The 13,096-nt window shown below is 45.0% G+C and carries 11 protein-coding genes; 3 read left to right on the forward strand and 8 right to left on the reverse strand.

Translation table 11 applies throughout. The features are described 5' to 3' along the window. Window positions 1-392: 392 nt before the first annotated feature. The 4 genes from AC1DSE_RS04040 to cls all read right to left on the reverse strand — a co-directional run bounded on the left by AC1DSE_RS04040 (window position 393) and on the right by cls (window position 5,789). Entirely contained in the window at window positions 393-1,847 is a 1,455-nt protein-coding gene (locus AC1DSE_RS04040; RefSeq protein ID WP_477511230.1) for a catalase, read from the reverse strand. A 161-nt stretch (window positions 1,848-2,008) separates the two neighbouring features. Next, window positions 2,009-2,836, reverse strand: a complete 828-nt coding sequence (locus AC1DSE_RS04045; protein ID WP_477511231.1) for a winged helix-turn-helix transcriptional regulator — start codon at window positions 2,834-2,836, stop codon at window positions 2,009-2,011. After that, window positions 2,812-3,207 (reverse strand): Fur family transcriptional regulator, encoded by a 396-nt coding sequence (locus tag AC1DSE_RS04050; protein ID WP_477511232.1) that lies wholly within the window; start codon window positions 3,205-3,207, stop codon window positions 2,812-2,814. The genes AC1DSE_RS04045 and AC1DSE_RS04050 overlap by 25 nt, the downstream gene beginning before the upstream one ends. Window positions 3,208-4,340: 1,133 nt before the next feature. Next, complete coding sequence (cls, locus tag AC1DSE_RS04055) at window positions 4,341-5,789, reverse strand: cardiolipin synthase (protein ID WP_339205444.1); 1,449 nt, start codon at window positions 5,787-5,789, stop codon at window positions 4,341-4,343. 205 nt (window positions 5,790-5,994) lie between these two features. Here cls and AC1DSE_RS04060 point away from each other — a divergent pair, with 205 nt between their 5' ends. Beyond that, window positions 5,995-7,311 carry a deoxyguanosinetriphosphate triphosphohydrolase family protein gene (locus AC1DSE_RS04060; RefSeq protein ID WP_441874662.1) on the forward strand — a complete coding sequence of 439 codons (1,317 nt, stop codon included), beginning with the start codon at window positions 5,995-5,997 and terminating at the stop codon, window positions 7,309-7,311. 158 nt (window positions 7,312-7,469) lie between these two features. Here the strand turns inward: AC1DSE_RS04060 and AC1DSE_RS04065 are convergent, their stop codons facing one another. After that, a complete protein-coding gene (locus AC1DSE_RS04065) occupies window positions 7,470-8,441 on the reverse strand; it encodes a nucleoside hydrolase (RefSeq protein ID WP_441874661.1) in 972 nt (323 codons plus the stop codon). A gap of 73 nt (window positions 8,442-8,514) precedes the next feature. Here AC1DSE_RS04065 and AC1DSE_RS04070 point away from each other — a divergent pair, with 73 nt between their 5' ends. Continuing rightward, a complete protein-coding gene (locus tag AC1DSE_RS04070) occupies window positions 8,515-8,670 on the forward strand; it encodes a DUF1540 domain-containing protein (RefSeq protein ID WP_076266302.1) in 156 nt (51 codons plus the stop codon). A 93-nt stretch (window positions 8,671-8,763) separates the two neighbouring features. Here AC1DSE_RS04070 and AC1DSE_RS04075 read toward each other — a convergent pair whose 3' ends face one another. Beyond that, on the reverse strand, window positions 8,764-9,651 hold the full coding sequence (locus tag AC1DSE_RS04075) for a M15 family metallopeptidase (RefSeq protein WP_477511234.1): 888 nt from the start codon (window positions 9,649-9,651) through the stop codon (window positions 8,764-8,766). A gap of 340 nt (window positions 9,652-9,991) precedes the next feature. On the opposite strand from AC1DSE_RS04075, the gene AC1DSE_RS04080 reads away from it, so the two are divergent. After that, on the forward strand, window positions 9,992-11,854 hold the full coding sequence (locus AC1DSE_RS04080; RefSeq protein WP_339205448.1) for an LTA synthase family protein: 1,863 nt from the start codon (window positions 9,992-9,994) through the stop codon (window positions 11,852-11,854). A gap of 76 nt (window positions 11,855-11,930) precedes the next feature. On the opposite strand, the gene bcp is transcribed toward AC1DSE_RS04080, so the two are convergent. Both bcp and AC1DSE_RS04090 read right to left on the reverse strand, forming a co-directional pair. Next, window positions 11,931-12,401 carry a thioredoxin-dependent thiol peroxidase gene (gene bcp / locus AC1DSE_RS04085; protein WP_339205449.1) on the reverse strand — a complete coding sequence of 157 codons (471 nt, stop codon included), beginning with the start codon at window positions 12,399-12,401 and terminating at the stop codon, window positions 11,931-11,933. Window positions 12,402-12,415: 14 nt separating this feature from the next. Continuing rightward, the gene (locus tag AC1DSE_RS04090) at window positions 12,416-13,096 is read right to left on the reverse strand and encodes a VOC family protein (protein ID WP_477511235.1); all 681 of its coding nucleotides are present in this window, start codon (window positions 13,094-13,096) and stop codon (window positions 12,416-12,418) included.

The following is a 13,096-nucleotide window of genomic DNA, read 5'->3' on the forward strand; positions in this document are numbered from 1 at the left end:
GTTCGTGGGTTCGTGGGTTCGTGGGTTCGTGGGTTCGTGGGTTCGTGGGTTCGTGGGTTCGTGGGTTCGTGGGTTCGTGGGTTCGTGGGTTCGTCGATACAACGGTTCATCAGTTCGCGAGTTCGTGGGTTCGTCGATACGTCTGTTCAATAGTTCGTAGATTGTTGAGTATAGTACTGGGTGGTTAAAAGTTTCTTCATTCTTGGTTAAATCGTTCGTCTTGAACGGGTTATCTTTTAAAGTTTGGTTTGACGGATTGTGATTTCTCACAGCTGGAGGTTACTTTTAAGCTTGCTCATGGCTTCTAGTGGATTTAAGAATATGAAGATGAGAAACACAGAAACACGCATCTTTAGCGTGCTTCTGTCATCATGTTCCCATTTACTTTTGAATTAGCTCTGAGGTACAAACTTCCTGATATCAACGCCTAGCGCTTGCGAAAGCTTCATGCCTAATTCGCGATCAGCCCGGAAGAAGTTGCAGATGGCGCGAAGTCTTATATCATCGTTTGTTTGCTCCAGCTCACCAGTCAAATTGGCGATTAGGTTTGCTTGTTGTTCTTCAGGCAGTGAGCGATAGCGCTCGCCCGCTTGAGTGAAATCGTCAGTTTTGTCGATTTTTTGGCGGCCAGCCTGTCCCTGAAGAGGTACATAAGAATCCCCGTAAGCCTTTGCTTCCTTTGGACTCTCTGATGAGCTATTAGGTTCGTAATTCACTGGAGAAGGATTTGCATGCATCGTCATTGCACCATCTCGTTGATAGTTGCGAACAGGTGCATACGGGCAATTTACTGGAATGTGTAGATAGTTCGCTCCAAGGCGGTAGCGCTGAGTATCCGGATAAGAGAACAATCGGCCTTGCAGCAATTTATCCTCCGATGGCTCGATTCCTGGTACAAGTGTGCTTGGCGAGAAAGCCGACTGCTCAACCTCTGCAAAATAATTTACTGGGTTGCGGTTCAACGTCATCGTGCCTACCTTTTGCAACGGATACATATCCTCCGGCCACACCTTCGTTGGATCTAGTGGATCAAACGCATACCGTTCCACATGATCGACAGGCATAAGCTGTACATGAAGCTCCCATTCTGGGAAGTTGCCGAGTTCAATCGCATCATGTAAATCACGTGTCGCATGGTTAAAGTCTTTGCCTTGCATCACGCTAGCTTCCGCTGCTGTAAAGTTTCGTACTCCTTGCAGCGACTTCCAATGGTATTTAACATAAGTCGGCTTACCATCATCATTAATCCATTTGAAGGCATGAACGCCGAATCCGTCCATTTCACGATAAGTAGCAGGCGTTCCGTCATCGGAGAACAACCAAGTGAGCATATGCGTCGATTCTGGGGAGAGCGTCATGAAGTCCCAGTAGCGCGCAGGCTCTTGGACATTCGTATTTGGCGCTGGCTTGAGGGAATGCACCATATCAGGAAATTTCATCGCATCTCGAATGAAAAATACCGGCAAATGGTTTCCAACAAGATCATAGTTACCTTCCTGCGTATAAAACTTTACCGAAAAGCCGCGTGGGTCGCGCGCCGTCTCCGGCGAACCTGTTCCGTTAATAACCGTTGAAAAGCGCACAAATACAGGCGTTTCCACTCCCTGCTCCTGCATAAAAAGAGCCTTCGTATGATCCTTCATACTAACTTCCGTACGAAATACTCCATGTGCGCCTGCTCCCCGGGCATGCACGACACGCTCTGGAATACGCTCCCGATCAAAATGCGCAAGCTTCTCAAGCAAATGGTAATCCTCTATTAGAGTTGGTCCACGCTGCCCCGCTGTGCGCGAGTTTTGATTATCGCCAACCGGCGTGCCTTGGTTCGTTGTCATATAGTTTTCCATGATAGCACCTCATCGATCATTTTATATATTTAGACTTGATCTAAATCCATAAAACAATCTTATCGAATCAACGGTCAACTGTCATGAAAGCCTAATGAATGAAAAATGAATATTTCATGAACCACAGCATGCTGGTGAAATAAAAATGATGCACTTACTCCTTAGTCACGAATATCCGCTATCCGGTAGCCTACACCACGCACGGTAACTATATATTTTGGCGCTACGGCGCTATCCTTTAGTTTTTTGCGCAAGCTCTTAATATGAGCATCCACCAAGTTGCTGCCTCCATAGAAATGCAGCCCCCAAACGGTATCAAGCAAAGATTCACGCGTTAGAACGGAACCGTCCGATGTCATGAAATGCAGAAGCAAATCATATTCCGTCTTGGTAAGCTCAATTCGCTGCCCCGCCCGATCAACGGTCATTTTTTTGAGATCAACTGCAATATCTTTAAACACACGAATGTCGCTATCCGCCTTCGCAGCTGCTGCTGGCTTATTCAGAAGCATACGGTTGATTTGTTTTATCGCTTGCTCAGGTTTAGCCGGCCAGACTAGCAGCTCAGATGCGCCAAGGGCAAAAGTTTCACGGCTATCATACGATTTTTGATCCATTAAAATGAGGACAGGAACCGCATGCAGCTCAGCCGCTTCCACCAGTTCTGCACCTGCTTGCAGCGTATGGCTCGCGGCAGCTTGAGCTACAGGAATCGCATCAAATACGAGCAGCTCTGGCTGCAAGCTTTGGAGCATGCTTTTATTGAAATCATGCAGTGAAAACACGTCAAAGCATTCGGATGAAAGCGCGACAAGCAAGCTTTTGACCCTCTCTGGCAACGGACTAATAATCATGACCCGCTTCGTGATCGAGCAAAGCATCCCGTTTTGCAGCAACTCTTCCTCTGAATAGCCAGCGGCTGCACTCTGGTCGAGCGGCATGTTCCCGTTCAAATAATCGTTGTTCATTGTGGTTGTTTCGTCGCGCATTGATCACAAACCCCCTCTAATACAACTTGCACATGCTCGATCTTGTATTTCGTCTCTAAAGCGACCTTCTCCATCCACTCACTCGGCAAGTCGGTCAATACTTCATCCACGCGCCCGCATACAGTACACACAATATGCTGATGTTCATCCGTCCGAGCGTCATAGCGGCTAACCGTTTCTCCAAGCTTCAATTCTCTAATGAGACCCACATCTGTCAAATAACGCAATGAGTTGTACACGGTGCCGTAAGCGAAGTTGAAGCCTTTGCCCCGAAGCCGGTCAATGACATCGGCCGCCGTCGGGTGATCATGGGCTTGCTGCACAACTTCAAAGATGGCCTTGCGCTGTATCGTTAAGTTAATTTTATTCATAAAAAGATCATTCCTTTTACTACTGATTTTAGACTAAGTATAAATTGAAGGTCGAATACGGTCAACCTCACAGGCTTTCCTTTATCCTCCTTATTCCAAAAGGCGGCTCAAAGCCACAACCAATACTTGTCGAATCAATATGGAAACTCATTAACTTCACACAGAAGCCACACGAACTCTGCAAAAGCGCCTCGCGAAAAGTTGTAACGAACTCCAGAAGTCTTATTTGCTTCAATTCCACACACTTTCAAACGTAACGAACCCAGATAACCCTATTAGCCTCCAATATCAATGATTTAACTCATTTTTGAGCATATAGCGCTCTCTAAGTTCGTTAGAATTCAGATTAAGCCTAAATCATTATAATAACGACTTCTAAGTTCGTTAGAGGCAAGCATGAACTCCACTCATCATTAACTTCGACTTTTACGCTCATTACAAAAATGGTGACGGTCACAAAAGTTACTGTTTGAGGTGTATGAAGTACAGGTTGAACGCTGGCGGGCAAAATAGTCAATGTTTTGTCGCGTTTACAGCTCAAGCAACCATTTCTACATCCCCTACCATCATGCGCAACTTCCACTCACCATGATCAACAGCTTACACTACCTTAAGATGTACATACTCCCACCTCACACGCAAAATCACACCTAAAAAACAACACAAAATTTTTTGTCGAATTAAATAATCTGAATATTTACAAAATTCAAATAAAGGTGTATACTAAGCCTATCTTAAACGAGAGGGGATAGCCCATTGAAGTAGGTTAGCGATGCATGTCTCATAATCTCGGGAAGGAGCATTCAATCACTGCCGGACATGCTGGGACAATAGCGAAGACGGATGTAGTCGATCATTTGGATGAGATGTACTTACAAGCAACAAGGATTTGAAACAAATCGAAAGGAAGTTGATCGAGGTCAATAAAATTAGGATCGAAGTCGATAGGGTTTGTAACAAATTCGAAAGGACGAAGAAGAGGCAAACAGCGGATTGGAGCGTTAGAATAAATTGAATAGTTCTCTACCAAGCACGTGAAGGGCTTCTGGTTATCTTAGATAAGCAGAAGCCCTTCTTATGTGCGTCTATAGGATCGGACTGATTTGCGTCTATTGAATTAGACTGATGTTCGTCTATAGAATTGGACTAAGCAGCCTGGAAATCGATTCTTTCAATCGATTGATGATTGGACGATTAGCATAAACTTGTTCCGTTAACTGCGTGCAATGTTTAACATCATCTTCAAAAATGCGTTGCAGCTTCGCCGATGTCTGCGTATCATAGATAAACGCATTCATCTCGAAATTAAGCTTAAAGCTGCGAATATCGACATTGGCTGTTCCAACGGACGCCACCTTGCCGTCGATGACAAGCGTTTTTGCATGAAGAAAGCCTTTCTCGTACATATAACATTTCACTCCGCCTGCGAGAAGCTCTCCCAAATAAGAATGAGTTGCCCAGTATACAAAGAAATGATCCGGCTTGCTCGGCAGCATAATACGTACATCTACCCCGGACAGGGCAGCGATCTTCAGCGCGGTCATCAAGCTTTCATCCGGTACAAAATATGGCGTTTGCAAGCTGATTGTTTTCCGAGCTGAGTAAATCATTTTGATATAACCATTTTTAATTTGCTGATATTGCGTATCCGGGCCACTCGCTACAAGCTGCATGCCAATCGTTCCCGTATCATCGCTCATAATTGGGAAATACAGCTCGTTAAGCTCAATTCGACCGGAAGCCGCTAAATTCCAATCCATCAGAAACTGCGCCTGCATCTGCAGCACGGCATTGCCGCGAACTCTAAGATGTGTATCCCGCCATTCGCCGAAATGCTCGTTTAATCCTAAATATTCATCACCGATGTTGAAGCCGCCAATATAACCGACTTGTCCGTCAACGATAACGAGCTTACGGTGATTGCGATAATTGATTTTTAAATTCAAATAAGGAATTCGCGAAGGGAAAAACGCCGCTTCCCTGCCGCCTGCTGCAATCAACTCCGCAAAATAACGCTTCGGCAAGCTTGAGCTTCCTATATGATCGTACAAAAACTTGACTTCTACGCCCTCCGCCGCTTTCGCTGCCAGCGCCTTAACCAATCTTCTGCCAAGCTCATCGTCTCGGACGATATAATAAACGAGATGAATATGATGCTGGGCTGATTCTATATCCTTAAGCAGCGCATCAAACTTCTGATTGCCCTCCGTGTAGATCTCAACCGCATTATTGCTCGTATATACCGCATAGCTCGTTTTCAGACTCATATAGATCATGTCTTGATAACTTCGCATCGCCGGATCATTATATACAATTTCATCTTCTCGCAGCTGGCGCATTTGCCTCTCGACCGTATGCTCGATAATGCGCTGACTATCGCCCAGCAGCTTATACAGCTTTCTTTTACGTACCTTCTGCCCTAATATTAAATACAAAACAAAGCCGAAAACGGGGATGAAAAAAAGAATCATCAGCCAAGCCCAAGTTGTACTTGCGCTGCGTCTCTCTAGAAAGATAACCGTAATCGCCAAAAAAATGTTTAGCAGCATAATAATTGCAGATGCATTTTGCATTATGACCATCCGTATTATAGCACCTCAGTTTTATGTTAAAGCTAATGCGATCATACTCCAAGCACGGTGTATGTTCAAGCCTCATTATATGCTACAATTCAAGCAACAAAGCATTTTTCCTAATTTAAGACGTAAAAAAACCTATCTACAACATGTACTAGATGAGTTAATATATTTCAATACTACCCGCATAAACGGCACTGGAGGACTTACGATGGACATACGCAAGCTTAGATTGGACGAGAAAGCGCTCGGTACTTTAAGCGAGGAGCGAGATGAGTATGAACGAGATTATGCGAGACTCATTCAATCTCCCGCCTTTCGCCGCCTGCAAGGTAAATCACAAGTATTTGGCGCAGGTACGGGCGATTACTATAGAACAAGGCTAACTCACTCTCTCGAAGTGTCGCAGATTGCACGCGAGGTTGCTCGCAAGTTAGGCAAACAATATGATTTCCTTGCGCGCAAAGAGCATCCGGGGCTCATATTAGATCCCGCTGTCGTCGAGATTGCCGCGATCGCGCATGATTTGGGTCATCCCCCTTTTGGACATAAAGGTGAAGAAGTGCTCAACCATTTGCTCATGGAGGAGTATGGCATACCATACGAGGGCAATGCGCAAAATTTTCGAATATTGATGTTTTTAGAGAAAAGGGCAGGAAGCGGAAGCGGCCTTGATTTAACTGCAGCTGTCTTGCTTGCTATTAATAAATACCCTTTTAGCCTCAGTGAGCCTGGCCGTCTAAAAGGGCTTTACAGCACAGAGTGGGGAGAGATTGAACAGCTACGCCATTTATGGAAAATTCCAGAAGGCTGTTCAACATTGGAAGCACAGCTCATGGATTTATGTGATGACATCGCTTATTCCACACATGACATCGAAGACGGCATACGTGCRGGTAAAATCCAAATGAATCGCACTTTCTTTGAAGACAGCAGACTTATCGACCATGTTGTTCAGGAAATTGTCGAGGATAAAGGCAATACCGGAATCGGCTGGGGAGAGGTCGATATCCCTGCGATGGTGAAACGTGTACTCGTCTCCTATTTCGAGCAGTGGCAGGAGCTGTATGTAAGCTGTGATCGCGAAGCCTCGCGCACAAGGCGGGAGATGAAAGCGCGCTGGGTCAGCTTGTTTGCAGGCAAAGTCGGCATTATAGACGATACATCGCGCAGCTGGAAAAAGGTCACGTTCGTCAACAATGGGCAACAGGATATCGAGTTGCTCCGCACGATGGAGATTTTGAAGAAGCTTGCATGGGTGACCCTCATTAAGGATTTCCGTGTTCAGCGCTTGCAAATGCGCAGTGAAATCATGATAAGACGGTTATGGGACAGTTTCAAGGTTCAAGAATCTGGTCGCCTTATCATTCCGCCAGACTGGATAGAAAATTACGAGATCCATAAGAACAAATGGAGCTGGCCGCGATTTGTTGCGGATTATATTTCGGGTATGACCGATGCTTACGCCGAGAAGGTGTACGCCGAGCTTTATGCCAGCAAATCAGGTTCAATTTATGAAATGGATTAAACAAGCTAAAACGCCTTCGGCGTCCTTCTGACGCTGAAGCAGCTTAGACGGTGAAATATAAGATAAGGATGAGAAAATAATATACTTTCTTATATTTTAAAAAAAGCGCAGCCCTTGAATGAGTGTAACTCATTCGAAGCTGCGCTTTTTGTTATGGTTTAGTCTTGCTTAACATTGTAGCTAACCGCACTTGCAGAAAGGTCCGTAATATAATCGAAGAATCGAACAGGATCAACATCATAAACAAGGCTGACCGGGCGACCGCCTTCCACTTCCACCGTACGGCCCTGGCTAGGTCCATCCTTAATCACGCCGCTGTGTACCGTCTTAATTTCCACGAGATCCGGGTTGCCGACAACAGCTGTCGTTAGCACATCCCACAAATAATATGTCGAGTTCGTCTCCATATAAACAAGTGGAGGACATGCAGCATAACATTGACCGACAAAATCTAGTCCTTCATGCTTGCGAAGCGATGCCCAGCGGTTGCGTACATCCATCGTAAGAGGTACTTTGTTCGTGCTCTCAAGCGCAACAAGCAAAATCGGAATGCTGCTTGCCCATACGCGGTGCATAGATTCAGGGTCCCAGAAGGCATTCCATTCTGCGGTTCCGTCATGCTCAGGCTCTTGAACGTTGCCCTTCTCATTAAACGTGCCGCCCATCCATACAAGCTTCTCAATCTTTGCTTCCACATCCGGAGCTTCATCCAGCGCTCTTGCTAGATCCGTAAGCGGACCTGTGAACAGCAATGTCACCTTCTCATCCGATTTGCGAAGCTGTTCAATCATATGTTGATGCGCTGGCAGCGCAGATACTTTCGTGTTAATCGTTCCTGATTCATTCAAAATAGGCAGCGCGTCCACAAAAAACGTATGCATACGCCATTCAGCAGGGAATGGGTTTACACCGCGTGAATTTGATCTAGCCACTTCAAGCGATTTATTTTTGACAGGGTCGCCAAAGCGGTCAATGATTTTGCTGCTGGCTTTGCTGCCAGGCTCCAAATAGCCGTCGGCTGGAATAACGGATACCCCAAGCAGTTCAACATCTTTCATTTGCAAAAGAAGAAAAAGCGATACCAGGTCGTCTACACCGGCGTCATGATTAAAATAAAGCTTAACTCCCATATCTATCCATCCTTCCTGAGTATAAAACGATATATCGTTTGTCCATCCTATATAGAGAGGAGGTGAATTGTCAATGGCTAAGGATGTACTGTGCGAAGTGAATTCATGCAAGTTCTGGGCAGCAGGTAATCACTGCGGCGCCTCTTCTATTTATGTGGTCAGCAATCGCGGCAAGCAAGCCAGCAACTCCGAAGAAACAGATTGCAAAACGTTTGAAGCAAAGATCTAACGAAGGGCATTACCAATAGTAAGCAGCGCAAGCGACTATCCTTTATGAACAATAAGGCTTGTCCGAATACAGCTTGCGCTGCGCTATTGCTTCTTATTTTGTAACAGGAACCGCGTCAAAATACTCTTCCAGCACTTCTCCGCTCTTCACCATCTCAGTGGCCACATCCACACCTACATACCGCAAATGCCAAGGCTCATATTGATAGCCTGTAATCTTTTCTTTGCCTTCCAAGTAACGAATGATAAATCCGTACTCGTGCGCATACTTCTCAAGCCACTGCGCTTCCTTTGTATCTGCAAAACAATCGGCAGCCGCACACTTGCCGTCACTACCCGACACATCGATCGCCAGTCCCGTTTCATGCTCGCTTGTACCAGGTAGCGCGCTATAAGTTCTTGCCTTTTCGAGTCCATCCCTCTTTACATAGCGATCAAAGAGCGTTGTTTGCGTCCTATGCGAGCGATAAGCGGATACACCGGCCAACTGGATGTTGTCTTCCTCAGCGGCTGCAAACAGCTTCTCAAGCGCTGTAGCTGCATCCTGTCTCATCATGCGTTTTTCAATTTTCTCAGCAAATATAAACCGAACCTCAGGATAAACTAAATCCGTGGGATTGTATTCCTCCGGAAGCTTGTGCTGCTTATTCACAAGCACCGCGATATCCTCTGGTTTGGCAATAACGACCATTCCATCCTCAGTCTGCTCTGCTTTTCCTGTTCCAGAGCCCTTGCCGTTATTGCTTGAATCAGGCTTATCCGTAGCTGTTGGCTGTCCATCTGTTGGAGTTCCGCCGCTCGGCTTATCCGTAGGCTCAGAACCTATGCTGCCCGACACTTCCCCGCCGTTAGCGGAACCATCAGCGGAAGCTTGCTTTGGCGGAATCGTGGTTGTCTCATCCTTATTAAATAAAGAGTAACCAAACACCATTCCTGCGCATACAATAATAAACAGCAGCAGCCTTCTTCTTCTTTTTTTCATGATAAGCCTCCAACATATTTTTTTACATATATTTCATGTAATTATACTTGTAACCATGGTTTGTCTAATAGCATCTAATTAATAGACTACTAAATCAGCAATAATGTTTCAATCTAATAGCTTGGAAATGTTGTAATGAATAGGAATAAACAAAAATCCTAATAAATTTGTTTTTTACAATAAATTATGATTGGACATGGAGGAGCCTTTTGCCTTTTGACATTCGACTATAATTAGGAGCATAATGGATAAGAATTTACAGAACGAACGTATATTATGATTAGCGGCCTGGCTGCCTCTGTGAGATGGCCAGTTTTTGCTGTGAAAGGTAGGCGGTTATATGACATTTTTAACTCCAAAACGATTATTAAGCACTCGTCCCATCCTTTTCTTTTCATTTATTATGCTTCTCAAAAGCTATCTGGCTTGGATGGTCATTTTCGAGGATGGTTTTTCGTGGACTACTATTTTAAAAGAAATTCCGTTTGTCCTCATTGTTTATTGTCTCATAGAGTGGTTCGCTTCGAAACGTAAACTTATTTACTATTTAATAGCAAATCTAGTAATGACACTCATATTATTTGCCGTCATTATGTATTACAAGTATTACGGTGTTATTGTAACCTATCTCGCTCTAGAGCAGGTAAACCAAGTTACCGCGGTTAAAAATAGCGTATTTTCACTGATGGACCCTTATTACTTGCTCATCTTTATCGACATTATCATTATGGCTGTTCTGTTGTTTAGACCTAAGAAAGCCGTGAATTGGAAGAAACAAAGCTCCGTTAAGGAAAGCAAACGACTTGTCCTTGCCCTGTTCAGCATTTCAATTGCGCTTTGCTTGTTCAACATTTTGCCTAACCGCGCCAGCATGAATGAGATCGTCAAAGCGGAGCAAATGGGCATACTCAATTACGAGGCTTATATGATTTTCAAGAACAAAACGATTGACTTTGTTGATCCAAACCATATCACGCAAGAAAAAATCGATTCCGTCAAAAAGATCGAAACACCTGCCGCTCCGCAGCTGTGGAAAACAGCAGCAGGCAAAAACGTCATCATTATTCAAATGGAGTCATTTCAAAACTTCCTCGTCAACTTGAAGATTGACGGAAAAGAGATTACGCCTAACATTAATAAGCTGGTCAACGAAAACTATTACTTCAAGCATTTCTATCAGCAAGTCGGCCAAGGTAATACATCCGATGCGGAATTCGTCGTGAATACGTCTTTCTATATTCCGCCACGCGGCGCGGCAACGATGATTTATGCCGACAAAGAGCTTCCGAGCTTGCCGAAACTGCTGAAAGCAAACGGTTATGACACAACTACGTTCCATACGAATGTTGTTGAATTCTGGAATCGCGGCGAGCTTTACAAAGCGCTTGGTTTCGACCGTTACTACGATCAGAAGTTTTTTGGAGATGAAGATACCGTATTTTTTGGTGCTTCCGATGAGCAGCTTTACAAGAAAACAGCTGCTGAAATGTCACGCATGAGCGAGAATGGCAAACCATTTTATTCCCATGTTATTTCGATGACATCACATCACCCATTCACCATTCCTGCTGACAAATACAAAATGACGCTCCCTGAGCGTTATGAGAAAACTTTTGTTGGTGACTATATCCGTGCACAAAACTACGCTGACTTCGCACTTGGCGAATTCATTGCAGATTTGAAGGAACGCGGCATTTGGGACAACAGCTTAATCTTGTTATACGGTGACCATCTCGGCCTTCCAGTATACTCGCTGGATCGTGATGACAAAGCGCTTATGGCTGAAATTTATGGTCATGAATATAGCTACACCGATATGATCAACATTCCGCTCGTTGTTGCATCGACAGGCGTAACAGAAGGCAAAGTATTCGATCAGCTTGGCGGTCAAGTTGACGTATTGCCTACGATCGCGAACATGCTTGGCATTTCCTTGGATGATCATATCCACTTCGGCCAAGACTTGTTTAATCAGTCGTATAACGTATTGCCACAACGTTATTATCTCCCGACTGGCTCATTCTTAAGCAGCAAAGAGCTATTCATGTCAGGCAGCGGATATGAGGACGGCAAGCACTATTCCTTAGCCGGAGACGGCATTACGGAGCAGGCTGCGACAGAAGATGAGTATCAGCGTGCATTAGAGCTCCTCAACTTATCTGACAGCTATGTTAGCCAGCTGCCTTCTTGGAAGACCAAATAATAATAAAACTAAAAGGCTCCCCTTGAAGCGTATATCACGCTTCGAGAGGAGCCTTTTTTTTTCGCAAATGACAAAGCTAGCTGCTTTTTACCGCTTCAAGTACTTCCTTCACATGTCCATCCACACTTACGCTGCGCCATTCCTTAACAAGCTTGCCCTGTTCATCAAGCAGGAAAGTCGATCGCTCGATACCCATAAATTCCTCACCGTTCCAGCTCCGCAGCTTCCATACGCCGAACAGCTCCGAAACCGTATGCTCGGTGTCAGACAGCAATAGGAATGGCAGCTCATGCTTGTCGACGAATTGCTCATGAGAGGCAAGATCATCTGGGCTGATTCCGATTACCTCTGTGTTGTTCGTGCCGAACTCGCCGTTAAAGTCACGGAAATCGCATGATTCAGTCGTACAGCCAGGCGTCATGTCGCGCGGATAAAAATAAATAACGAGCTTCTTGCCTGAGTAATCTGCAAGCTCAACTTCTTTGCCATTGGATGCTTGCAGCTTAAAATTCGGGACCTGGTCCCCTACTTTTAAATGTTCTCCCATCGTTGAATGCTCCTCTACTTTTTATTTTCAATCAACAAGCCTTGCTCGCCTTCCACCAAGTACAGCTCACCCAGCCCGCACACGGTCACATGAACCGGGAAGCTCTCTGCGGTTTTGTTCGTAAAATGCCAGCGTCTTCCTTTTCCAACCACTATAAATATACCATTATCATCGCCGATCGGATTGAAATTGTCATTGCGCGTCCTATAGGTCATGATGCCAAGCTCTGCAAATTGATCGACTGCTGTAGGAACGTCGCTGGTCGTTATGCCAATTTCACTGATACAGAGAATGTCTTGCTGCGGGTCAAAGGTACGCTCAACACCGTTATCCATCGTATGGCGGGCAATCAGCTCTAAAATATTACCCGACGGGTCTTCAAAATAAACAGAATGCGAGTTCCATGATTCACTATACGACACATCCTGACCTGCCTCCGTACCGATTGGAACAAGTGCTTCGATCCACTTTTTTGCTTCCTCAAGCTTATTCTCTGGAATCGTAAAGGCAAAGTGATAACAATACGCTTCAGCAGCTTGATCACCAGTCTCTTGGAAGGTCAGCTCGCTCCAGCCTGCCTGAACAGTAAAGCTGTCCTTCTCAGAGCGAATAACCGGCAATGCCAGCACATCCCTATAAAAAGGCAAAATGCTTGCTGCTTTTTCTGTCAAAAGCACCAGCTTTTCTATAATCAT

The sequence above is a fragment of the Paenibacillus sp. 01L418 genome, assembly GCF_056400045.1.